This window comes from Collinsella sp. SGI.178 (assembly GCF_050313495.1).
Lineage (GTDB): Bacteria > Actinomycetota > Coriobacteriia > Coriobacteriales > Coriobacteriaceae > Collinsella.
The window spans coordinates 15,186-39,508 of the sequence record NZ_JBNPLM010000018.1 but is presented as its reverse complement, the minus strand read 5'-3'; the positions used below and the strand labels follow the sequence as shown (position 1 = coordinate 39,508).

Annotated in this window: 15 protein-coding genes and 1 pseudogene; 9 read left to right on the top strand and 7 right to left on the bottom strand. The window is 56.1% G+C overall.

The window, feature by feature from the left end; translation table 11 throughout:
- Positions 1-17: 17 nt before the first annotated feature.
- On the top strand, positions 18-281 hold the full coding sequence (locus tag ACQRAQ_RS06390) for an ArsR/SmtB family transcription factor (protein WP_427794300.1): 264 nt from the start codon (positions 18-20) through the stop codon (positions 279-281).
- A gap of 564 nt (positions 282-845) precedes the next feature.
- On the opposite strand, the gene ACQRAQ_RS06385 is transcribed toward ACQRAQ_RS06390, so the two are convergent.
- Positions 846-2,066 carry an InlB B-repeat-containing protein gene (locus ACQRAQ_RS06385; RefSeq protein WP_427794299.1) on the bottom strand — a complete coding sequence of 407 codons (1,221 nt, stop codon included), beginning with the start codon at positions 2,064-2,066 and terminating at the stop codon, positions 846-848.
- Between the two features lie 337 nt (positions 2,067-2,403).
- Here ACQRAQ_RS06385 and ACQRAQ_RS06380 point away from each other — a divergent pair, with 337 nt between their 5' ends.
- From ACQRAQ_RS06380 to ACQRAQ_RS06370, 3 genes and pseudogenes are all read left to right on the top strand, one after another.
- Positions 2,404-3,741: an LPXTG cell wall anchor domain-containing protein gene (locus tag ACQRAQ_RS06380; RefSeq protein ID WP_427794298.1), complete on the top strand. Its 1,338-nt coding sequence runs from the start codon at positions 2,404-2,406 to the stop codon at positions 3,739-3,741.
- A gap of 103 nt (positions 3,742-3,844) precedes the next feature.
- Positions 3,845-4,918, top strand: a complete 1,074-nt coding sequence (locus tag ACQRAQ_RS06375; RefSeq protein WP_427794297.1) for an SDR family NAD(P)-dependent oxidoreductase — start codon at positions 3,845-3,847, stop codon at positions 4,916-4,918.
- A gap of 437 nt (positions 4,919-5,355) precedes the next feature.
- A pseudogene (locus ACQRAQ_RS06370) lies at positions 5,356-5,591 on the top strand (IS256 family transposase); the annotation flags it as partial.
- Positions 5,592-6,485: 894 nt separating this feature from the next.
- Here ACQRAQ_RS06370 and ACQRAQ_RS06365 read toward each other — a convergent pair.
- Entirely contained in the window at positions 6,486-6,638 is a 153-nt protein-coding gene (locus tag ACQRAQ_RS06365; protein WP_427794296.1) for a LuxR C-terminal-related transcriptional regulator, read from the bottom strand.
- 389 nt (positions 6,639-7,027) lie between these two features.
- Between ACQRAQ_RS06365 and ptcA the strand changes: the two genes are divergently transcribed.
- The 4 genes from ptcA to tet(W) all read left to right on the top strand — a co-directional run bounded on the left by ptcA (position 7,028) and on the right by tet(W) (position 14,916).
- Entirely contained in the window at positions 7,028-8,098 is a 1,071-nt protein-coding gene (gene ptcA, locus ACQRAQ_RS06360) for a putrescine carbamoyltransferase (protein ID WP_427794295.1), read from the top strand.
- Positions 8,099-8,364: 266 nt separating this feature from the next.
- Positions 8,365-9,795 carry an APC family permease gene (locus ACQRAQ_RS06355; protein WP_427794294.1) on the top strand — a complete coding sequence of 477 codons (1,431 nt, stop codon included), beginning with the start codon at positions 8,365-8,367 and terminating at the stop codon, positions 9,793-9,795.
- Between the two features lie 300 nt (positions 9,796-10,095).
- The gene (locus tag ACQRAQ_RS06350; RefSeq protein WP_427794293.1) at positions 10,096-11,301 is read left to right on the top strand and encodes an agmatine deiminase family protein; all 1,206 of its coding nucleotides are present in this window, start codon (positions 10,096-10,098) and stop codon (positions 11,299-11,301) included.
- Between the two features lie 1,695 nt (positions 11,302-12,996).
- The gene (gene tet(W), locus ACQRAQ_RS06345; protein WP_427794292.1) at positions 12,997-14,916 is read left to right on the top strand and encodes a tetracycline resistance ribosomal protection protein Tet(W); all 1,920 of its coding nucleotides are present in this window, start codon (positions 12,997-12,999) and stop codon (positions 14,914-14,916) included.
- A 736-nt stretch (positions 14,917-15,652) separates the two neighbouring features.
- On the opposite strand, the gene ACQRAQ_RS06340 is transcribed toward tet(W), so the two are convergent.
- Together ACQRAQ_RS06340 and ACQRAQ_RS06335 are read right to left on the bottom strand one after the other, a co-directional pair.
- Positions 15,653-15,997 (bottom strand): DUF6508 domain-containing protein, encoded by a 345-nt coding sequence (locus ACQRAQ_RS06340; protein WP_427794291.1) that lies wholly within the window; start codon positions 15,995-15,997, stop codon positions 15,653-15,655.
- A 9-nt stretch (positions 15,998-16,006) separates the two neighbouring features.
- Positions 16,007-17,740 (bottom strand): DUF262 domain-containing protein, encoded by a 1,734-nt coding sequence (locus tag ACQRAQ_RS06335; protein WP_427794290.1) that lies wholly within the window; start codon positions 17,738-17,740, stop codon positions 16,007-16,009.
- 290 nt (positions 17,741-18,030) lie between these two features.
- On the opposite strand from ACQRAQ_RS06335, the gene ACQRAQ_RS06330 reads away from it, so the two are divergent.
- Positions 18,031-18,561: a flavodoxin family protein gene (locus ACQRAQ_RS06330; RefSeq protein ID WP_427794289.1), complete on the top strand. Its 531-nt coding sequence runs from the start codon at positions 18,031-18,033 to the stop codon at positions 18,559-18,561.
- A gap of 107 nt (positions 18,562-18,668) precedes the next feature.
- Here the strand turns inward: ACQRAQ_RS06330 and ACQRAQ_RS06325 are convergent, their stop codons facing one another.
- From ACQRAQ_RS06325 to ACQRAQ_RS06315, 3 genes are all read right to left on the bottom strand, one after another.
- The gene (locus tag ACQRAQ_RS06325) at positions 18,669-19,763 is read right to left on the bottom strand and encodes an ATP-binding protein (RefSeq protein WP_427794288.1); all 1,095 of its coding nucleotides are present in this window, start codon (positions 19,761-19,763) and stop codon (positions 18,669-18,671) included.
- A 218-nt stretch (positions 19,764-19,981) separates the two neighbouring features.
- Positions 19,982-22,222, bottom strand: a complete 2,241-nt coding sequence (locus ACQRAQ_RS06320; protein ID WP_427794287.1) for a DNA gyrase subunit A — start codon at positions 22,220-22,222, stop codon at positions 19,982-19,984.
- A 45-nt stretch (positions 22,223-22,267) separates the two neighbouring features.
- Positions 22,268-24,265, bottom strand: a complete 1,998-nt coding sequence (locus tag ACQRAQ_RS06315) for a DNA gyrase/topoisomerase IV subunit B (RefSeq protein ID WP_427794286.1) — start codon at positions 24,263-24,265, stop codon at positions 22,268-22,270.
- Positions 24,266-24,323: the final 58 nt, after the last annotated feature.

Sequence of the window (24,323 nt, the reverse complement as noted above, 5' to 3'; positions counted from 1 at the left end):
ACAGACAGGAGGAAACCATGGACAACGAGAGCCTCGCGGCGGCGTTCAAGGCGCTGGGCAACCCCACGCGCCTGCGCATCTACCAGGCCATCAAGGACAAGGACGATATCTGCGCGTGCAAGATTCTTGAGCAGATGGACATCACCCAGCCCACCCTTTCCCACCATGTGAAGCAACTCTGCGCCGCCGGGCTGGTCAGCTGCCGCAAGGACGGCCGCTGGATGCACTACTCCGCCAATCGCGAGACGGCAGCCGTCCTTTCCGATTGGATATCCGGTTAGGCCGTGACCCAGCGTGACCCCAAAGAATGAGCAAAATTGTATGGATATCCGTGACTCAAATTTGACCACATGGATTTTCGGCAATTTTTGAGACTGGGTATAAATTGGGCGAACTAGAACAAACTGCGACAAGCCGGAGCAAACTGGAGAGAGTTTTTAACTATAGGTTTGCAATTGTCGCTGGTGGCTTGCATGTGATGTCGCTTCAGATCACCTGAAAAGGGGAGGATTTGGCCGCTCTACCCTGCCCTTTTTGCTACTGGGACAAAAATGAAACTCAACACCCTTGAGTTTCATTTGAGTTTCTATTATCAGAGCAGTTTTGTCTCACTTTTGTGCCGTTGAGTATCGCCGTGTATCGCCACGTTCGTTTTCCGTATAAAATACGAGACGACATGGAAATGCCCGCACTTTCGATTCATAGAGTGGGAATAGGAGAAAATTGGGAATAGAATTCCCAATTTTAGTAGGAACAGCGTAATTAGGTACACGAATGGGAAGGGGAGTCCCGCGGGACTCCCCTCTGTTTAGATCGAGAATTAGAACGGTAACGTCACGTATGCTTTATGCGTGCTTGCATTTGCGATACGAGGTTAACGCGATGCCGACTGCGATCAGGGCTGCTGCACTGAAGCAGAGGGATGCCAGGAGTGCCATCTGGTTGTCACCGGTCCGGGGGATTGTTGAGTTGGTGGGAGCGGAGTCGGCATTCTTCTTCCACTGGGCGTACAGGGTGGTGTCCTGGTCTGCGTTCTTCTTGGCGTCGAAGGCCTGCTTGCCTTCCTTGTCGTAGGTCCAGCCCTTGAAGGTGTAGCCTTCGGCGGTGGGATTATCGATAAGGGTGATGGGCTTGCCCTTCTCGGTCTGCTTGGTCACACTGTCGCCGTGGCCGTTCATGTCGAAGGTGACATCGACCATTTCGATGATGGGAGTGGAGGGAGCTTCCCAGGCAGCCGTGAAGGTGATGTTTTCTTTAGCGGTGTATTCGCCGATAAAGGGATCGGTGCCTTCGGAGCCCTTCATGATCCAGCCAACGAATGTGTAGTCGCCGTCAGTGCCTAGATTGGGGAGTTCGACGACTTGGCCCTTGTTCACGGTCACGGCTTCAGGTGCGGTCCCGAATTCGGATTCGAAGGAAACGGTGACCTTTTCCTTTTCGGTCCATTTGGCGTAGACGGTCATGTTCGTAGCGGCGGTGCCGTTGAACGAGGTGGTGAGGCTCTCATCGGTGAACCAGCCGCCGAAGTCATAATTCGGGTCTGTGGGCTGGGGCAGGGTGACGGACGTCCCCTTCTTGACCGTAATGGGGTTGATGATCTGGGTTCCGTGGCTGTTCATATTGAAGGTCACGGTGACGGTTTCGTAAAGCTCTGCTTTAGTGAATCGGGTAGTGGGTTTCGAGCCTTCAATGGAAGGTGCTCCGGTTTGGCCGCCATTAGGAATAGGGTCTGTAATTTTGGCGATTAATGTTTGTCCATCATTCGTTGTCAACTCGAGGACAGATGGGGGAATTGGACCTCCGTCGTTATTCGTGATATGGGCCTCCAGGTGATCGTTCAAGCTATCTATTTTTATTTCAAGCGAAAGGTTCTTTTCATTTGCTTCAACGACGCCATATCCCGGCGCTTTGACTTCATTCCAAGTGGCAATGGGGGTTTTGCCTTCAGCCCAGGCGTAATTCTGGGTGCCGGAGAAGGTGAAAGCGCAAACGCCGACTATGGCTGCGAGCGTGAGGACGAAAACCGTCCGGCGCCTGGCCAAGGTCTCTTTAACCTGTATCTTCATCGTATCCTCCAATTCAAGCGTGCGCTCCCTATTGCAACATTGCATTTCATGTTAACAGAGAATTATTTTCGGGCATGTCCCTTGCTCGGCTCGGGCTTGCTCTGGACGGGGATGCTTCGTGGTCTTGATGGGGTGGGTGCCTAATTCGAAGGAGGCAGAATCTGGTTTGGTGGTGCAGAAAAGTAACAAATATGATTTATTAGAGAGGTAATTACATTCAAACGACGCATAGCCAACAAAGATTCGGTTATTCTTTACCAAATCGAAAAAACGCAGCAACACACTGTACGTCGTGTTGCGTTTTACGTTGGTTCAATTCGATGCGATTGGAGCAGACATGAGCTTCATGGATTCCAAATTCTCCAAATGGGGAGAGGTCGAAACTGCAGTTCTCTCCCAATCGCTTGCGAAAAGATTTGCGAGGGTGATGCTGGCGGCAGTGCTGGCAGCATCTTTTCTGCCCGTCGCAGCTTTCGCTGATACGGGAGGCGACTCCGAGCTTAAGGGAATAAAAGGCAAAACAGACCCGATTTTTTGGTATGAAATAACGAGCTATCAAAACTTGACAGAAAGGTCAAGTTATGATTGGAGCTGGGAAAAGGACGGCGAAACTGGAGCTATCACTGTGACGGAAACGGATGATCCATCTCGCGTTACTGTGACGGGAACTGAAATCGGCAGCGTAATTTTGAAGGTTTCGGGAGGTGGTTTGGATGAAGAGACAATTCGAATCGAGATTAGAAAGCGTACCGTAGGTTTGTCTTCCTCGTATGGTGAAAAGATCTATGACGGCACCCCTCTTACTGTCGTAGGAATTAATGAAGATGGGGAGGGTTGGATTGATGCTGACAAAGGCAGAGTTAAATACACGATGACCGGTTCTCAGACGGATGCTGGCGAATCGGATAATACGTTTGACGTAGAGTTTCCTTCAGGTAGTGAGGAATACTTCAAGGAACACTACGCTATTACCATTAGTTATGCCACATTGAACGTCGCACAGCGTCCGGTCACCCTGACCTCCGCGAGTGGTTCCAAGGAGTACGACGGCAAGCCGCTGACCAATCACAAGGTCACCGTTGGGGAGGCTGCCCGGGATACTGGTTGGGTCGATGGCCAAGGTGCCACCTATTCTTTCGCCGGCTCGCAGAAGATCGTCGGCTCCTCCGAGAATGCATTCGAATGCATTCCCAACGAGGGAACCAATCTGGACAACTATCAGATCAACAAGACGTACGGAACCCTGACCGTTACCGACCGTAGCGAGAAGTACCATATCACCCTCACTCCTAACTCCAAGTCCGTGGCCTACGATGGCACCGAGAAGTCCGTATCCGGTTTCGAGACCCTGGAGTTCCATATCAATGGTCAGACCTTCTACGTTTCCGGCGTTGAGGCTTCTGCAACGGGCACCGATGCAGGCGAGTACCCTGTAACGAAAAGCGGTCAGGCGGTCGTGACCGATGCCGAGGGCAACGATGTGACCGACCAGTTCACCGTGAACATCGACGATGCCAAGCTGACCATCGTCGGGGTCGACTCCGATAAGTCTGCATCCAATCTCCCTCACACCGGCGATAGCGCCGCCCTCTATGCAATGGGCATCTGCGGCGTTGCGATCGCTGCCGGTGCTGGGGCGCTCTTCACGTTCAGAAAGCGCAACAACTATAAATAAGCACGGATACCATTGGTGCAGCTCCATTCAAATGAAGCGCTAAGATAATCAGCAAAGGGGCCTCCCCGTCCGGGAAGGCCCCAACTTTGTGCGCGAGCATGGCATGTCAGAGAGCAAGCGTTTTGTTGAGGGGGTAAATTGTTTGCTAGCAGCCTCTGACCATGCTAAATCTGCCTACTATTCAAACAGAAAAACGAGCAGCTCAACATATTTTCCTGCAGAAAAGAATAAGGCAGTGCACGCAACGCGGCCGGCCCCTTCCCTTCCTGCCGAAATCCACACGCCTGCCATCCGCTTTTTCTATGCAAATATTCACAAACACGCAAAAAAGGAATACAAATACCTTATCGATTATTTGAACGAGAAAGGGAACACAATGGGTAGACTCGAAGGCAAAGTTGCTATCGTAACGGGTTCCACCAGCGGTATTGGCATCGGTATCGCAAAGGTATACGCAGCCGAGGGCGCAACGGTTGTTATTAGTGGTCGTCGTGCCGAAAAAGGCCAAGTTGTAGTTGATCAAATTGTTGAAGCAGGCGGCAAGGCAAGCTTCCACTATTTCGACATTACCGAACCAGCAAGCATCGAAGCGCTTATTGCAGACACTGTAGAGCAATACGGCAAGCTCGATATTTTGGTAAACAATGCAGCAAACGTTGCCCTCAAGGACGGTCGTGTTGACGAGCTCACCCTTGAAATGTGGGACGCTATTTTGGAAAGCGACCTGCGCGGCACCTTCTATGCAACGAAGTGCGCTATCCCCTACATGAAAGAAATTGGTGGCGGCGCAATCGTCAACATTGGCTCTATGGCATCATGTGCAGGCGACTTAGGTTCTACCGCTTATGCATGCGCCAAGGCGGGCGTAGACATCTTCACGCAATACGTTGCCTTGCAATACGGCAAAGACAACATCCGCTGCAATTGCATCCGTCCAGGCTTGATTGTTACGCCAGAAAACGAGGCGAAGGTTCCTCAGATGCTCAAAGATATCTTCTTGGGTAGCATCATGGTTAACCGCTACGGTTGCCCAGAAGACATTGCTCATGCAGCCGTATATTTTGGCTCCGATGAAAGTACCTACACCACGGGACAGATCATCAACGTTGACGGCGGCATGAATTCGCACGCTCCAACCGTTGCTCAGTTCCGCCAGATGAATTCCCGCACGTGGTAATTCGTACAGGCGTATAGACCAATACGAAAGCGCGAACGCGAGAATGCGGAAAGCGTGAACGCATGAACGTGCTAGAGTGTGAAAGCGCGAAGGTGCGCATGACTGAATGAGCGAAAGCACACCACGCACGCAAAAGATTTCTTGCAGATAGAATCTACATGGCCACCCTTTGCGGGTGGCCATGTTTTTTGTGCAGGCAATCTGTTGGCTAAGGCTTAGGCTTATAGGACAAAATGTGTGTCCACGTTGGGGGCATCGGCGCAGGTCGATGCCCCTTTTTCAGCCGTTTAAATTCCGTGCCCGCTTTTAACCGCTCGGACAGAATGTGTGTCCGGTTGCCTATCGTTACCGCAGGTAGATAACCTTTTCCGGAACCGTCAAAAACCCTTTCGGAAGAGGTGCCCATGAAGGCCGTCTATTGCCCCTACTGCGGCGGGCGGGCCTTCAGGCGCAGGACGGCCGAGTTCCGGGAGGTCTGGCCCATGCCCGAGTGCGTTGACGAGGTCCACAGGGTCGTCTTCGTCGACGGCATATACCTCGCCAGGGACCTCGTCGTCCTCATCGCGCGGTTGCGGAGGTGTGGCCGCAAACCATGGTCCAGCGCTGCCTTTGGCATGCTTTCTCCCAGGTGAACAGGCACACGACTAGCAGGCCGAGGCTGAGGGCGGGGATGCTTCGTGGTCTTGATGGGGTGGGTGCCTAATTCGCAGGAGGCAGAATCTGGTTTGATAGTGCTGAAAAGTAACAAATATTGTTTTATTAGAGGGGTAATTGCATTCAAACGACGCATAGCCAACAAAGACTCGGTTATTATTCACCATATGGAAATAGAGTTTGTAGGTTCTCAGACCGATTGTGGCACATCGAAAAATGCGATTCGTGTAACGCTCGACCCGTCTATTGCCGAATACTACAACATCGTGAAGAACGAAGGTAAATTGACGGTCGAAAAGCGTCCGGTCACCCTGACCTCCGCGAGTGGTTCCAAGGAGTACGACGGCAAGCCCTTGACCAATCACAAGGTCACCGTTGGGGAGGCTGCCCGGGATACTGGTTGGGTCGATGGCCAAGGTGCCACCTATTCTTTCACCGGCTCGCAGAAGATCGTCGGCTCCTCTGAGAATGCATTCGAATGCATCCCCAACGAGGGAACCAATCTGGACAACTATCAGATCAACAAGACGTATGGAACCCTGACCGTTACCGACCGTAGCGAGAAGTACCAGATTGCCCTCACTCCTAACTCCAAGTCCGTGACCTACGATGGCACCGAGAAGTCCGTATCCGGTTTCGAGGCCCTGGAGTTCCAGATCAATGGTCAGACCTTCTACGTTTCCGGCGTTGAGGCTTCTGCAACGGGCACCGATGCGGGCGAGTACCCTGTCAAGGTTTCCGGCCAAGCCGTCGTCATCGATTCCGATGGCAATGACGTGACCGACCAGTTCACCGTGAACATCGACGATGCCAAGCTGACCATCGTCGAAGGCGACTCCGATAAGTCTGCATCCAATCTCCCTCACACCGGCTGCGGCCGCCCCCTACGGGATCAGCCGTCTTCGGCCGTTCTTCATCCCTTCCAGAACAGCTGGGTGAGTTCTTGGCGGGTGGTGGTGCCGGTTTTCTTCAGAATGTTGTGCACATGGGCCTGCACGGTGCCCAGGGCCGGTTGCGGCGAACTGGCGATGTTCTGGTTGTCCTTGCCCTGCAGCGCCTCTTTCAAGATGACGCGCTCGCGCGCGGTCAGGTGACAGCGCTCGCAGAGGGCGAGGAGCAGCTCGTCTACGTATTCTTGGGCGTCGGGCGCGTCGGTTCCTTAGAACGGAGGCGCAAGGTGTTGACAGCGGCGCACAGGGCGAAGAAACCAGTTCAATATCAATCCGTCTAGGCGTTAGGACTAGCTAGGATTAGTTAGGATTAGCTAGGATTAGCCAGGGTAAGGTGTGCGGTGAGCTAATGTAATCTGGAAATAATCCTGGTTATTTCTTCTCAAAACTACGGGTGCGCCCCATGCTGTGTGGCGCAAGGGAGCGTCTCGCTCATTTTGGGGCGCTTCATGGGGGCGCGGTCCGCAAGGGGCGGTCCGGCCAACGAATTTTGAAGGAGATTTCAATGGTCAAGGATTACATCGACACCAACGACTTCACAAAAGAAGAGCTGCTCGGCATGGTAGATCTGGCCATCGCCATGAAGGGGCTCATCAAGGAGGGCGGCGAGTACCCGCACCTGCTGAAGGACAAGACCCTCGGCATGATCTTCCAGCAGGTGTCCACCCGTACCCGCATCTCCTTCGAGACGGCCATGACCGACCTCGGCGGTCACGCCCAGTTCTTCGGCCCCGGCTCCATCCAGCTGGGTGGCCATGAGTCCATCGAGGACTCCGGCCGCGTTATGGGAAGCCTCGTCGACATCCTCATGGCCCGCGTCGATCGTCATAAGGATGTAGTGAGCTTGGCGAAGTACTCCGCGGCCCCCGTCATCAACGGCATGAGCGAGTACAACCATCCCACCCAGGAGCTCGGCGACCTCATGACCATGATCGAGAACTTGCCCGCCGGTAAGAATATCGAGGACTGCAAGTTTGCCTGGATCGGCGATGCCACCCAGACCTGCGCGTCGCTCATGTTCATCTGCACGAAGATGGGCATGGACTTCGTGCAGTTCGGGCCGAAGGGGCATCAGATTCCCGACGGCTGCCTGCATATAGGCACCGATGAGGAGCGCGCCGAGTTCGGCAAGCATCTCATGGCTATCGGCGAGGAGAACTGCAAGGTCTCCGGCGGCACCATCACCATTTCCGACGACATTTCCTGCATCGAGGGCGCCGACTTCGTGTACACCGATGTGTGGTACGGCCTCTACGACAGTGAAGTCTCCAGCTCCAGCTACATGGATGTGTTCTATCCGAAGTACCAGGTGACCTGGGATATGATGAACGTTGCCGGTCCGAACAGCATGTTCATGCACTGCCTGCCCGCCAACCGTGGCGAGGAAGTCGTCGACGAGGTCATGGACGATCCCGAGCGCTCCCTGTGCTGGGTCGAGGCCGAGAACCGCAAGCACTCCATTCGCGCTATCCTGGCCACTCTGTGCCCCCAGAGCGAGCCCGACGAGCAGAAGGCCGCGGCATACCGCGCCACCATCAATGAGCGCATGGCCGCTCTCGGTAAGCACGGTCTGTAAGACGTACCAGGTCGGGCGAGCTACGGCTCGCCCGCCTTCGCAGGAGATGGGCGACCTCATGGCCATCGGCGAGGAGAACTGCAAAGTCTCCGACGACAACCGAGTGCATCAAGGGCGCCGACTTCATCTACACCGACGTGCGGTATGGCCTGTACGATGCTTTCTGATGGGCGGCAGCAGATGCTTGTCTCTTGCTGCCCATCATCTGCGCCACTGCGCGTAAGCACTGGCGCTCTGTCTGAAAACGACTGAGCAAAGGATTAAATATGAGTGACGGAAAGAAAAAGCTTTCCTTCCTGACGGTCATTTCGACCATCATCTGCGTCGTCTTCGTTTGCGAGGCCGCCGCTCCTGCTGCTGCCATTGGCAACCAGCAGTTCTTCTGGTGGATCTTCCTGATCCTGACCTTCCTGCTCCCTTACGGCATGGTCGTCGCCGAGCTCGGCACCACCTATGACGGCGAGGGCGGCATTTACGACTGGGTACGCGATGGCCTGGGCGACAAGTGGGGCGCCCGCATTTCGTACTACTACTGGGTCAACTACCCGCTGTGGATCGCCTCGCTGGCGACCATGTTCCCCGACATCCTGGGCATGGTCTTTGGCGTCGAGTTCAACCTGATCGCCAAGATGGGCATCGAGCTCGCCTTCGTGTGGATCGTCTACCTCATGGGCCGCTCCAAGGCGGCCGACTCCGAGTGGGTCCTCAACGGCGGCGCCCTGATCAAGGTCGCCGTAGCCGTCATCGTCGGCGCCCTGGGCATCTGGTATGCCATGGAGAACGGTTTCGCGAGCGACATGTCCGCCGCCACCTTCCTGCCCGAGCTCACCAACACCAACGCCCTGGGCTACCTGTCCATCATCATCTTCAACTTCATGGGCTTCGAGGTCATCTGCACCATGACCGATGACATGGCCGATCCCGCTCGCGATATCCCCAAGGCTATCGTCGTCGGCGGCGTGGCTATTGCCGTCATCTACCTGTTCGCCGGCTTCGGCATCGGCGCCGCCATCCCGGCCGACTCCATCGACCCCGACTACGGCATGATCGTCGCGGTCCAGACCATGGTGGGCGATTCCGTGCTCTTCAAGGTCATCTGCATCGCCTTCCTGATCACCCTGTTCGCCAACATGGCCGCCTGGTCCTTCGGCGTCAACTCCGTCGCCCGCTACGCCGCCGAGCACGGCAACATGCCCAAGGTCTTCGCCTCGATGGTCTCCGAGGACGACATGCCCAACGGCGCCAACCTGGTCAACGCCGTCGTCGCCTCCCTGGTCCTCTGCCTGCAGCTCGTTCCCGTCGACGCCATCTCCAACGGCGTCTTCTGGATGCTCTTCGGCACCTCCGTCGTCTTCCTGCTGCTCACCTACATCCCGATGTTCCCGGCGTTCCTCAACCTCCGCAGGAACGACCCGAACCGCGAGCGCATCTTCACGTTCCCGTTCAAGGGCGCGATGATGAAGGTCATGCTGGCCATCCCCTGCATCGAGCTGATCCTGGCCATCGTCGCGACGCTGGTGCCGTTCTCCGCCGCCGAGGTCGGCGAGAAGGTCCCGATGATCGTCATCTTCATCGTGCTCGTGCTCATCGGCGAGGTCGTCCGCGTCGTCAGCGCCAGGGGCCGCGAGACCGAGTACAAGGGCCTCACCCCCGAGCTGGCCGCCCAGCGCCTCGCCGAGGAGGCCGAGGAGAACTAGGGCACCCGGCCCCGGGCACCCCGGCCTCTCCGGGGGCGTGCCCGGGCGACGGGTCCGCCAACCATCCCCCGGGGCGGGCGATAGCTCCGGCAGCCGCCGACCGCCCCGACCCCTCTCCCGTATCCCTCGTGCGTCCCGTCTCCGCGCACCTGGCTACGTCGTCGCCCGCCGGTGCGACCCCGTGAAAACCGGCGCCGGGCGCCCCGACCCCTGCCGGGGGACGGGCGCCCGCCATCTCTTGGTCCTAGGCCGCGGGCAGCCCGCCCGCGGCAGACGATCGTCCGGTTTGGAGGAAATCTTATGCGTACGATCACCGAGTCCGAGTCCACCCCGAGGGCCGACGGCTTCTTCATGCCCGCCGAGTTCGCCCCCCAGGACCGCGTGTGGATGGGCTGGCCCCACCGCACCGACACCTGGGCCCACGGCGCCAAGCCCGCCCAGAGGCAGTATGCCGCCATCGCCCGCGCCATCTCCGAGTTCACCCCGGTCTACATGTGCGCCAACCAGGTCGACTACGCCAACTGCAAGGCCGTCTTCGAGAACGACGAGAACGTCACCGTCGTCGAGATGACCACCGACGACGCCTGGTTCCGCGACACCGGCGCCACCTACGTCATCAACGGCAAGGGCGAGAAGCGCGCCAACCACTGGCACTTCAACGGCTACGGCGGCCTCATCGACGGCCTCTACTTCCCGTGGGACAAGGACGAGCAGATCGCCCTCAAGATGGCCGAGCTCTCCGGCTGCCGCCGCTACCGTCCCGACGACATGATCCTCGAGGGCGGCTCCATCACCGTCGACGGCGAGGGCACCCTCGTCGTCACCGACCAGTGCCTCCTGTCCCCCGGCCGCACCTGCTCCGCGGTGCTCGAGGAGGAGGAGGACCCCGAGTCCATCTGGCCCAAGTACCGCAAGAAGTTCGAGCCCTGGAGCGAGGAGCTTCGCGGGTACATGACCGAGCACCTCAAGGACTACCTCGGCGTCGAGAAGGTCATCTGGGTCAAGGAGGGCATCGACCCCGAGGAGACCAACGGCCACATCGACGACGTCGCCACCTTCATCGCCCCGGGCGTCATGGTCTGCATCTGGACCGACGACCCCGAGTACCCGTTCTACGAGCAGTGCCACGCCGCCTACGAGACCCTCTCCAACGCGGTTGACGCCAAGGGCCGCAAGCTGAAGGTCTACAAGCTCTGCATGCCCGTGAAGCCGCTGTACATGGACCAGGCCTCCTGCGACACCATCGACGCCGACGAGAACGCCGAGCCGCGCGTCCCCGACGAGCCGCTGATCGCCTCCTACATGAACTACCTCGTGACCAACCACGGCGTCATCGTCCCGCAGTACGGCGACGAGAACGACCAGCTGGCCGTCGACACGCTCCAGGAGATCTACGACGAGGTCTGGGGCGAGGGCGTCTACAAGTGCGTGGGCGTCAAGTCCGACCAGGTCGTCTACGGCGGCGGCAACATCCACTGCATCACGCAGCAGGAGCCGTCCGCCTAATGGCCCGGCCTGCCGGGGCGCGGCGCCCCTCTTTCACGGGAGTCCGCCGCACCCCGGAGGCCCGGCCGGCCAGGCGAACGGGGCCGCCTGGCCGGCCGGGCTTTCCCCGGGCGCTCCGCTGCCTCCACACCGGAGCGCCCTTCCCCTTCGATTGGATACCCGCCTGGCCTGGGACCTATCGCGGGTTAGGCCTATTGTTCGCTTGGATATCCCAGGTCAGACGCGTATCCAATTGCCGAAAGTTCCCGGTCGTATACGCGGCCGTCTTGATCGGAGTATCCATGTACCAGCGTATTTAATTACTGCGCTGGAATAGAACACATGTTTGATAAAATAATTTAGCATCAGACAGCGGGCGCAGTTTCAATCGAATCCGTGCCCGCTGCTGTATGTGTGAGCAGTGTGAATAGGGGACGTAGCCCTGTTCACACCTGGACCCATGTCGGCACCGGTCAATGCCCACGATGCTTCTGCTTACGCTTCAGCTTTCGCTGCTCGAAGCGTGCCGCTTGGGGCTCGGGTCGCTTCTGTCCATCAGGGATGCATTCACGAAGGTCCTCATCGCCCGCGCGGGAGTTCGGACGCGCGCAAATCGATCCGGACGCAAGCGAAGCCCCCAGTCAGCTCCATGACTTATGGGAAAGCCGCCCTTTGCAGGCTTCTTACCCTTGTTGTGGCTGTTGTTGTTTACGGTGTTGTTTGCGTTCGCATTGGCAGAGGAGCTGTCGCCGTTGCCCCCCGTTTTCGTCAGTACCGGGCTGGGTGGTTGCCTTTCAGCCTGCATGCAAGGTGAGCTCGGGCCCAGCGCCGTCTTTTTATAAGCGCTTTGGCGAAAACGTCCTGCTTATCAGAAGGATTTAAGTCCCAATTAAGAAAGGAGCGGAAAGAGAGCCATATGCAATAGCAATGATTTTGCTATTGCATCTTTTGCTTGCAGTTGCCTTAATAAACCCTATATTAAAATAGGACGCAATCGTATCGTTTTACCAAATCTGAGCAAGCGCATGCATGTCCCAGCTCAGATTCAAAAGACTTTGAAAGCGAGATGCCATGAGCAAATGCTCATGTACGGTAAAGAAGCAAGCAACCGAAAACAATAGATAGACCGCCAGCACTACACTATTCCGAACCAAAGACCAAAAGATAAGCATTTTGAGAAAATCTAAACTTTTGGATTTTCCTACAATGCCGACTACGGCGGAATCCCTCCCACTCCTTATATATTTCTTTCTGTATACATTGAATTTGTATTTAGTAAAATGCAGACAACACCACGGATCGGCTTTTGGCTGGACAATTCCAACCAAAAGCCGCAGCAGACAGTAGAAACCATTCTGAACGTTAGGAAGCCGGTATGATTGTTACATATAAGGGGAAGAAAAATTTCTTTTAGATACTTGTTTTCCTAAAACTGATGTGATATAATAATTCTATTCCAGAAAAGGAGTAAAAAATATGCGGCAAGGTATTCTTAAATAAAATTTGATAATGGGCGCAAAAATGATTGCCCCTTGCAGGGGCTTAGTTTTTGTACCCAATTTAAGAATACTTTTGCCTTTTTAGTAAATATCGTGACGGACAGCGGCTCATGTAAGCCGTCATACTTCTGTTTGTCCGAAGTCATGATCCCCAGCGGTAAAAGTATTAGCCGCTGGGGATTTTTGCGCCCATTTGGGCCTTGTATGGAGGATAGACATGAACATTATCAATATCGGGATTCTTGCCCATGTAGACGCTGGAAAGACAACCTTGACGGAGAGCCTGCTATATGCCAGCGGAGCCATTTCAGAACCGGGGAGCGTCGAAAAAGGGACAACGAGGACGGACACCATGCTTTTGGAGCGGCAGCGTGGGATTACCATTCAAGCGGCAGTCACTTCCTTCCAGTGGCACAGATGTAAAGTCAACATTGTGGATACGCCCGGCCACATGGATTTTTTGGCGGAGGTGTACCGCTCTTTGGCTGTTTTAGATGGGGCCATCTTGGTGATCTCCGCTAAAGATGGTGTGCAGGCCCAGACCCGTATTCTGTTCCATGCCCTGCGGAAAATGGACATTCCCACCGTTATCTTTATCAATAAGATCGACCAGGCTGGCGTTGATTTGCAGGGCGTGTATCAGTCTGTTCGGGATAAGCTCTCCGCCGATATTATCATCAAGCAGACGGTGTCGCTGTCCCCGGAAATAGTCCTGGAGGAAAATACCGACATAGAAGCATGGGATGCGGTCATCGAAAATAACGATGAATTATTGGAAAAGTATATCGCAGGAGAACCAATCAGCCGGGAAGAACTTGCGCGGGAGGAACAGCGGCGGGTTCAAGACGCCTCCCTGTTCCCGGTCTATCATGGCAGCGCCAAAAAGGGCCTTGGCATTCAACCGTTGATGGATGCGGTGACAGGGCTGTTCCAACCGATTGGGGAACAGGGGAGCGCCGCCCTATGCGGCAGCGTTTTCAAGGTGGAGTATACAGATTGTGACCAGCGGCTCATCTATCTGCGGCTATACAGCGGAACGCTGCGCCTGCGGGATACGGTGGCCCTGGCCGGGAGAGAAAAGCTGAAAATCACAGAGATGCGTATTCCATCCAAAGGGGAGATTGTTCGGACAGACACCGCCCATAAGGGCGAAATTGTCATCCTTCCCAGCGACAGCGTGGGATTAAACGACGTATTGGGGGACGACACCCGGCTTCCTCGTGAAAGGTGGCGTGATGCCCCCCTCCCCATGCTGCGGACGACGATTGCGCCGAAAACGGCAGCGCAAAGAGAACGGCTGCTGGACGCTCTTACGCAACTTGCGGATACTGACCCGCTTTTGCGCTACGAGGTGGATTCCATCACCCACGAGATCATTCTTTCTTTTTTAGGCCGGGTGCAGTTGGAGGTTGTTTCCGCTTTGCTGTCGGAAAAATACAAGATTGAAACAGTGGTAAAGGAACCCACCGTCATTTATATGGAGCGGCCGCTCAAAGCAGCCAGCCACACCATCCATATCGAGGTGCCGCCCAACCCGTTTTGGGCATCTATCGGACTGTCTGTTACACCACTCCCGCTTGGCTCCGGCGTACAATACGAGAGCCGGGTTTCGCTGGGATACTTGAACCAGAGTTTTCAAAACGCTGTCAGGGATGGTATCCGTTACGGGCTGGAGCAGGGCTTGTTCGGCTGGAACGTAACGGACTGTAAGATTTGCTTTGAATACGGGCTTTATTACAGTCCAGTCAGCACGCCGGCGGACTTCCGCTCATTGGCCCCGATTGTATTGGAACAGGCATTGAAGGAATCGGGGACGCAGCTGCTGGAACCTTATCTCTCCTTCACCCTCTATGCGCCCCAGGAATACCTTTCCAGGGCTTATCATGATGCACCGAAATACTGTGCCACCATCGAAACGGCCCAGGTAAAAAAGGATGAAGTTGTCGTTACTGGCGAGATTCCCGCCCGCTGTATACAGGCATACCGTACTGATCTGGCCTTTTACACCAACGGGCGGAGCGTATGCCTTACAGAGCTGAAAGGATATCAGGCCGCTGTCGGTCAGCCGGTCATCCAGCCCCGCCGTCCAAACAGCCGCCTGGACAAGGTGCGCCATATGTTTCAGAAGGTAATGTAAAGATACATAATCGTCAAGACGGCAACAATCAGAAGTTATGGAGGGTAACGGGCGATCATACGGCAACAGTGCTTGGCGCTGCTCTGACCGGAACGGGTGTGCTTGCATTGGCAGCTGCAATCTGCGCGCGCAAAAGAAAGCGCATCTGATAAAACTAGGCGCTCTCATTTCGCTTGCCACAAGAAGTCGGTACCGCGCGGGTGTGGACTGCGGCTCAAACTTAGACGGCTCAATAAATAAATAAGCTGCAAGGGACTGGTCCCGGAACTTTTCCGGGGTCAGTCCCTTCAATTTGACCCGACCCCTCCGACGTTTCAGTTGGTTGCGTAGGCGTCGAGGTCAGTCATCCCTAAAGGGCCCGAAGTCGAATCACGTCCGCTCCGATCCCGTCCTCGATATGGCCGAAGGCCTGTTCGGCTGGCTCACTATCCAGGCGGTTGTCCTTGACGCCTATTCCGAAGGAGGCATGCGAGCGATATCGGCTCGTTATGATTCTCGTAGTCCATCTTGACCACGGGTTCATTTCAAGTAAGCAGCTCAGCTATGGGCTGAGGATAAAGCGCCGCAGTGTGCCCCGCGTTCTCGACTTCCCGCCAGAAACGTGAGCCCTTTGGTCAACGTATCTCAAGATTGAGCGTTGGCTCCGCTTTTGATTTGGTGGCATGACGGAGTGCGACGGCATGGCATTGTCGCATCGCTGTGCTGTCGCAACGCCAGACGTTTTCGTGGCCGCCGTTCAGCCCTCGTCGAGCTCCTTCAGCCGGGAGAGGCAGTGGTCCAGAAACCCGCTCCTGGCTTGCGCGGCAAGGAGTCCGTCGCAGAAGCGGTCGCCACGAACGCACCACGTGATGCATGCGCGTATCAGGTCAATATCCCCATGGTCGATGTCACAGCTGTCTATGCCTTCCGAGGTGTCGATGCTATGGCGTTCAAGCGTCTCGAAGTAGCTGGTGTCCGCGAACCCGTCCAGTTCATAGAAATCGTCGACGAAATCCTCGAGTCCGAGCGTCCCGCCCCCAAGCTCGACATTCATGTTTCTGTCCGCCAGCTTGCCAGCGTACTTGGTTAGTCTTTCGAACATGTTCGCTCCTTAGTTCAAAAGTCCGTTGTCGCCCAGGTAGTCCACGAAGGCATCGATGATCCGTGCCGTGCGAGTCGCGATGTCTATTTCGGTGAAGTCTTCCATGGCTTGTGTCAGGCGCTTGAGTTCCGCGATCTTTGTTCCGGCTTTGCGCTTGCCATTGCCGTCGGTGTATCCCTCATAGTACTTGCGTTTATCGCAGAATCTGTAGTCGGCCGCGCGGATGTTTACACGCTTCTCGAGCAGCGCCTTGTTACCCAGCGCCTCCAGGCTGGATTGGTCGACAAGCGGGTCTATCTCGTTGCGCTTCTTGGCATAGATGTGCTCAATTTCGAGCGTGGTGTCTAGGTCCATGAGCGGTTGATCTGGGTCTGCGTACGCCCACCAAGTGAGCATGGACTTTGTTACAGGCCTGCCGTTGGTGAACACGTAGGTTCGGAATCGCTCAGCAATATTTGCGCGATTGAAGTGGTGGTTAGGAAACTCCACCGGGCGGTGCTCAACGATGTTGATCATCTCAGGATACACTGGCGAACGCAGCGCGTTCACGCCGGGTCGCTCAATGGCGTAGGCGAAAATGAATGCCGTGATCTTGTTTAGAAAGTCGTAGAGTGCCTCGTCATCGAGGACGCCTTTGCTGTCGCTGTTGGCAAGGAACCAGACGCTTAGCAGATAGGTCCACATGCCGTTGGGGGCGTAGTTCAGCACGAAGAGCCTGCGGAGCACGCGCTCGCTGAACCCTTCCTGCGCGTCGACGCGATTCCAGAAGCCGAGCAGCGCCTCGAGATCGTCGAGCGTGGCATCCTCCTTGAGCATGGCGTAACCATCGGCACCGAAGAAGTCGCGCAACGATGCGGTGGTCGTGTCGCGGATGCCTTTCTTTGCGCGGCGGTAGTACATGTAGCGCGTAAAAAGCTCATCGGTTGGTGTGCCGCGCATGGGCCGGAAGATAGCGTTCGCTCCCTCCTCGAGTGCCTTCCAGCGACGGATGAACTCGTCCTTGCGCCCCGTGTCGGAATAATGCTTGTAGAACTGGCTCTTGAAGATGTCGGCATCCGAGAGAGGCAACCCTCGGTCGTTTAGAGTTGAGAAGATGCGTAGCGCGGTGTCCTGCGACTCTGCTTCAATGGGCAACAGTATCACATTGTTGATGACGCGTGTGGCCATGTAGACGGTGTAGGTGGGCCACTCGCTCACCAGTTGCTCAATTTTCCTCTGGAAGAAAGCGAAGTTGCGGGCATAGGCGCTTTTCCAGCCATCGCCTGCGTTGCCCTCTCGTAAAATCTCGAGGAATTCATTCTTGTCGTTGTCCGATGCAACCTCGGAGTCGATTTTGAGGCGTTCCATGTCGGGCTCGTCGAACTCGTCGGTTTTCCATACACAACGGGCGATTGCCTCGCGCATCTTCACAGACTGCTTATCCTTCATGTTGGTGAACTTGTCGTAGAACGCGCGGAGCAGCAACATGATGGTGGTGAGGCGCTGCTGGCCGTCAATGATCTCAAGTTGGCCAGAGAGGTTCTTAAAGGTGACGATGGGTCCTAGAAAGTATTCGTCGTTCTCGCTGTCGAAACGCTCGTAGTCATCGCCTGGAAAAGCGAACGAGAACAGGTCATCCCACAGCGTTGCGCATTCATCCTCGCCCCAGGCGTAGGGCCTCTGGTAGTCGGGGATGAGGAAGTCTGATCGCTTATCGGTGAGAAGATCGCGAATCGATCGCTGGTCGATGTTGAGCTTGGACATGAGCTGTACCTTCCGCGCGGGAACAATCAGGGTGACACGGATTATATCGCCGAAGCCGTCATTCACTCTATTGCTGCGAGCTACTGAATCTGGCAACCTCTGGCCAACCCTTACAGTTTCATGTCGTGATCCATATCGGCGCCGATCAATGCCCGTGATGCTTCTGCTTGTACCTTCTTTGGAGAGCGCGAACGAGAGATGCGATCTACAGACGTCTGAATAGCTCCATCCGTTTTGGTTAAAACGAAATAATATGCCGCGCGCCTGCGGCATGAAGGAGGGAGATTTCTATGAATATCGTTGTATTGAGTGGTAGCCCGCGCAAGGGTGCCAATACCGACACCATGGTCGAGGCGTTTGCCGAGACCGCGCGTGAGGGCGGCCATACGGTCGAGATCGTCCGCGTTGCCAGCAAGAAAATCGCCGGTTGCCTGGGGTGTCAGTATTGCTTCGCCCACGAGGGCAATTGCGTGCAGAAGGATGACATGGCCAACGTGATCGAGTCGCTGCAAGACGCCGACATGGTCGTCTTCGCTTCGCCAATCTACTGGTTCGATATCACCGCGCAGGAGAAGGCCACCATCGATCGCTTGTACGCCTTCGGTGCTACGGGCTTCCCGTTCACCAAGACGGCCCTTTTGCTCGATAGCCACAGCGAGGGCGTCTATGATGCGGCGATCGCTATGTACAAGTCAGCCTGCGCGTACTGCAAGTGGGAGGACCAGGGCATTGTCACCATCAGCGGTATGACCGAGCGCGACAGCATGGCATCGTCGCCCAAGTTGGAAGAGGTGCGAGAGTTCGCCCGCAAGCTCGCCTAAGGACAAGAAGAACGCATGGCAATCAGTGTTGGTGGAAAGCCTACTTCCCTTATCATGAGGATTACTGATTGCCATGCGTTGATGTCCTTATGGACAATCTCCGCGTGCTAGGAGACTTTCTCGCTCAGGAACTCCCTGAATGCGGGGATGTCAAAGCCAACGAGACCACGCCCACGTTCCCCGATGACGCCGTCCTCGAGAAGGCGGCGTTTGTATTGGCTTGCGTAGTTGCTGGCGACGCCCATGCGTTTGGCTATCTCCGAGACCCTGCTGGGGCCAGAATCGGGCAGCATCGCGAGCAAAAACTCAATGTCTTTATCGGAAAGCTCTCGATAGGTCGTTTCGAGAATTCGATCGCGCAGCTCCATACGGGCAAGCAGAGAACCCTGCTGTACATCAGGTACGCTGATTCTGGGCGAGTTCTCCGAAACATCCCATGTGCGATATCCGACGAGCTGCATCATGTAGGGGAATCCGTCGACGGCCTTCACAGCATCCTCGAGCGCTTCTGGTGTGATTGAACGTCCTCCGGCCTCAACAGTTTTGCGAAACGCGTTTGCAATTTCAACGTCAGTGATTCGTCCTAACTGATGATATTGGGAACGCCTGAGGAACGAGACGGAATCGTTACGCAGCAACGCCGATACTTTGTAGGGCAGTCCTGCCATGAGTAGGGCAACTTTTTTACCTTCGCGTACAAAGTGCTGGTAAACAGAGGCAAATTGAAGCATTTCTTCGAGATCGACGGTGACTTCATCGATGGTGATGAGAAGTCCGATGTCATGTTTTTCGAGTTGCTTAAAGATACCATTCATGCGTGTGCGCCAGTTGCCCTGGGCCTCTTGAGCATATGTCCAATCGATGCCCACTGGACCAATTTGAACGCCGTTTATGCGCGCGTGAGGCTGTGAGAGATAGCTATCTGCGGCTTCTTTGGTTCGCTCGATAATATCTTCGAGCATGCCCGGCATGGCGGAGACATTTGCTGCAATCCAGCCGTGTTCAAGCGCCGTTTCTGAAAGGAGCGAGAGAAGCGCCGTCTTGCCCGTTCCCCTTGCTCCCGTAATAATAGTCGATAGGTTGGGATCTCCCGGGCCGTTGATAAAGCCACGGTTGATGTCGCGCAGGATATGCTCGCGACCCGCTAGAAAGGGAGGGACGCTTCCAAATGTTGGGGTAAAGGGGTTCTTGCTGTACTCCATGGTAGCTCCTTTGCAAGTTTTGCTAATTTTTGCAAGTTTTGCTAACTTTTGCAAGTTTTGCTAATGGCTTAACATGCCTTGTGCCGTGGGGTTGCAGGAGTGAAAAACGGGGATTCTTATTATTGCGACTACGTTGCAGCGAGCGGGGCCCGGAGCGCGGCATTTACTGCGCTCCGGGCCCCACTGTTTTGAGAGTTTATGGCGGCTCTGCCGTCGTCCTAGTCAAACAGACTCGGCATGTCGTTTTCCTTCATGAGGGCACCGGCAGAGGGGAGACTCTGCGCGGTGAACTTCTCGGCCGAGACGCCGGCGCCAAGGATTTCCTCCGTCGTGCCGACGGTGGTGACCGAGCGACCCTTCTTGGCGGTAAAGGCCTGGACGCCCTGCGTGTTGGTGGTCGTCTTGGTCTTGAGCAGCGACGTGTTGAAGTTCATCAAGCGGTAGTCGCTCGAGACCAGCGCGATGTCGCGGTCCTCCTTGAGTACCTGAGCATACAGCAGTTTGCTGCCGCCGTAGATGGCGTTCTTGAGGCGCTTGCGGTTGGTCTTGGTAACGTATCCAGAAAGCGCGACGCGCACCACGCGGCCGTTCTCAAAGACGAACAGCACGTCGGCCTTGTAGTCCTCGGGGTCGATGACCCAGATCACGCTCTCGTCGGGTTCCATCTCAAGATCGGTGGGCAGGTACGAGCCCAGCTGGGCCGACTTGGTGTCCTCAAACGCTGCGACCTTGCACTTGTACACCTGGCTCTTGTTGGTAAAGACCAGCAGCTCGTGGGTGTTGGAGGACGGGAACTCGATAAAGGGTTTGTCGCCGTCTTTGTACTTGAGCGTGGCCGCCTTCTTGAGCACGCGGTCGGTCATCTTTTTGAGGTAGCCCTCGCGCGAGAGCATGATGGTAACCGGATATTCCTCGACCTCGGGCTCCAGGCTTACCTCGATAACCTCATGGGGCTCAATCCTGCCCGTGCGGCGCGGCATCACGTACTTTTTGTTGACCGCGGCCAGCTCGTCGCTGATGACCTTCTTGATGTTGTCCTCGCTGGAGAGGATCTCCTCAAGCTCGGCAATCTCACCCTCGAGCTTAGCGATGTCCTTGGTGCGGTTGAGGATGTACTCCTCGTTGATGTTGCGGAGCTTAAGCTCGGCAACAAACTCGGCCTGGGTCTCGTCGATGTCGAAACCCTTCATAAGGTTGGGCACGACCTCGGCCTCGAGCTTGGTGCCACGGATGATGGCGATCGCCTTGTCGATGTCGAGCAGAATCGCCTCAAGACCGTGCAGCAGGTGCAGGCGCTCGGACTTTTTGCCCAAGTCAAAGTTAATGCGACGACGCGTGGACTCAATACGCCACTTGACCCACTCGTGCAGGATCTGGCGTACGCCCATAACGCGGGGGTAACCATCGACCAACACGTTAAAGTTGCATGAGAACGAATCCTGCAGCGTAGTCGAGCGATAGAGCTTGGCCATGAGCTTATCGGGGTCGACACCGCGCTTAAGGTCGATGGCGATGCGCAGGCCCGAGAGGTCGGTCTCGTCGCGGATGTCAGCGATCTCCTTGACCTTGCCCTCTTTGGAGAGCTTGACGATGCGATCGATGATGACATCGGTCTTGGTGGTGTAGGGGATCTCGTAGACCTCGATAATGCGCTCTTCGGGAATCCAGCGCCAGCGGGAGCGGATCTGGAAGCTGCCAAGGCCGGTCTCGATAATCTTTTCCATCTCCTCGCGGCGGTAGATAATCTCACCGCCGGTCGAGAAGTCGGGCATGGGCATGTACTCGAGCAGATCGCAGTTGGGATCCTGCAGGTAGTGCATGGTGGCGGTGCAGACCTCGTTGAGGTTGAAGCCGCAGATGTCAGACGCCATGGCGACGCCGATGCCCTTGTTGGCCGAGACGAGGATGTTGGGGAACGTGGTAGGCAGCAGGCGCGGCTCCTTCATGGCGCCGTCGTAGCTGTCGACAAAGTCGACCGGGTCCTTGTCGATGTCCTTGAAGATCTCGGCACTGATGGGGGAGAGCTTGGCCTCGGTGTAACGCGAGGCGGCGTAGCTCAGGTCGCCCGAATAGTACTTGCCAAAGTTGCCCTTCGACTCCACGAAGGGGGCGAGCAGCGCCTCGTTGCCGGTGGCCAAGCGCACCATCGTTTCGTAGATCGCGGCGTCGCCGTGCGGGTTGAGCTTCATGGTCTGGCCCACGATGTTGGCGCTCTTCTGGCGCTCACCTTTGAGCAAGCCCATCTTGTACATGGTGTAGAGCAGCTTGCGGTGCGAGGGCTTAAAACCGTCGATCTCGGGGAACGCACGCGAAACGTTGACGCTCATGGCGTAGGGCATGTAGTTGACCTCGAGCGTCTGCGTGATCGGCTGATTGGTGACCTCGGAGTGCAGGCCGATGACGTTCTCGGCGTTGACCTGCTTTTTCTTTGGCTGGTTCTTCGTCTTCTTCTTTGCCACGATTTCCTCTTGAACTTCTTATGGGCCGTCGTTATCGATTTGCTGCTACTGCAGGTCCAGCTGGTCCAGGTATTCCTTGCCGTGCTCCGAGATATGGCGCTTGCGGCCCGCCTCGTCGCTGCCCAGCAGAAGGTTGAACATGGTCTCCATCTTGGTGACGTCTTCGGACTCCACCTTGATCAGACGACGCGTCTCGGGGTTCATGGTGGTGAGCCACATCATGTCCGGGTCGTTCTCACCAAGACCCTTGGAGCGGTTGATGGAGCACTTCTGGTCGCCGATCTCCTTAAGAATGCCGTTCTTCTCGAGCTCGGTGTAGGCAAAGTAGGTCTTTTCTTTGCAGTTGATCTCGTAGAGCGGCGACTCGGCGATATACACGTAGCCTTCGTCGATAAGCGTGGGCACCAGGCGATAGAGCATGGTGAGCACGAGCGTACGGATGTGATAACCGTCGACGTCGGCGTCCGTACAGATGATGACCTTGTTCCAGTTGAGGTTGTCCAGGTCAAAGGCACCCAGGTTCTTGATGCGCTTGTCCTTGATCTCCACGCCGCAGCCCAGCACGCGCATGAGGTCCATGATGATGTCGGACTTAAAGATGCGCGGATAGTCCTCCTTTAGGCAGTTGAGGATTTTGCCTCGGACGGGCATAACGCCCTGGAACTCGGCATCGCGCGAGGTGCGAATGGCGCCTGCTGCCGAGTCGCCCTCTACGATGTAGATCTCGCGACGGCTCTTGTCCTTGGAGCGGCAGTCGATGAATTTCTGCACGCGGTTGGCCATGTCGGTCTTCTGCTGCAGGTTGGTCTTGATGCTCTGGCGCGTCTTCTCGGCATTCTCGCGCGAGCGCTTGTTGATGAGCACCTGCTCCATGATCTTGTTGGCGGCGTCTTTGTTCTCGATCAAGTAGGTCGAGAGGCGCTCCTTAAAGAATACCGTCATGGCCTGCTGGATAAAGCGGTTGTTGATGGCCTTCTTAGTCTGGTTTTCGTAGGACGTCTGGGTGGAGAAGCAGTTGGTCACCAGCACCAGACAGTCCTGGACGTCCTGCCACTTAATGCCGCTCTCGTTTTTGTTGTACTTGCCCTGTTGCTTAATGTAGGCATCGATGGCGCTGGTGAGGGCGCTACGGGCCGCCTTTTCGGGTGAGCCGCCGTTCTCGAGCCAGGAGGAGTTGTGGTAGTACTCCTGCATCGTGAAAGTGCGCGTGAAGCACATGCAAGCAGTGATTTTTACGTTGTAATCGGGCAGATCCTCGCGATCGCGACCGCGACGGTCGGCCTCGATAAAAAAGGGCTCGGTGAGGTAGTCGGTACCGACCTTCTCGAGCACGTAGTCCTCGATGCCCTTGGGATAGCAGAAGTCCTCTTCGGAAAACTCGCCGTCGTCGCCCTCGATGCGCAGCCGGAAGGTCACGTTGGCGTTGACCACGGCCTGGCGGCGCATGGTCTCGCGATACCAATCGTGGGGGATGCTGATGGAGGTAAAGACCTCAAGATCGGGGCGCCACTTGATAGTGGTACCGGTGCGGTCCTCGTCGCTGGGCTCAACCTCGAGTGCTTTCTTTTTGGCGCCGACGACCTTGCCCTTCTTAAAGTGCAGGGAGTACTTGTTGCCGTCGCGCCAAACCGTGACGTCCATGTATTCGGAGGCGTACTGGGTTGCGCACGAGCCCAGGCCGTTGGTGCCGAGCGAGAAGTCGTAGTCGCCGCCCTGGTTGTTGTTGTACTTACCGCCGGCGTAAAGCTCGCAAAAGACGAGTTCCCAGTTAAAGCGCTTCTCGGAGGGGTTCCAGTCAAGCGGGCAGCCGCGGCCGTTGTCCTCTACCTGAATGGAGCCATCGCGAAAGGCGGTAAGGGTGATGAGCTTGCCGTAGCCCTGGCGCGCCTCGTCAACGGCGTTGGACAGGATCTCGAAGGCGGCATGCGCGCAGCCGTCGAGCCCGTCCGAGCCAAAGATGACGGCAGGGCGCAGGCGTACGCGCTCCTCGTCCTTGAGCTGACGAATACTGTCGTTACCATAGTTTGCGGTGTTTTTTGCCATGCTCGCTCTCTCGATGCTCCTTTGCTGCGTTTTAGTCATATAGATAGTCAAGGTAGCA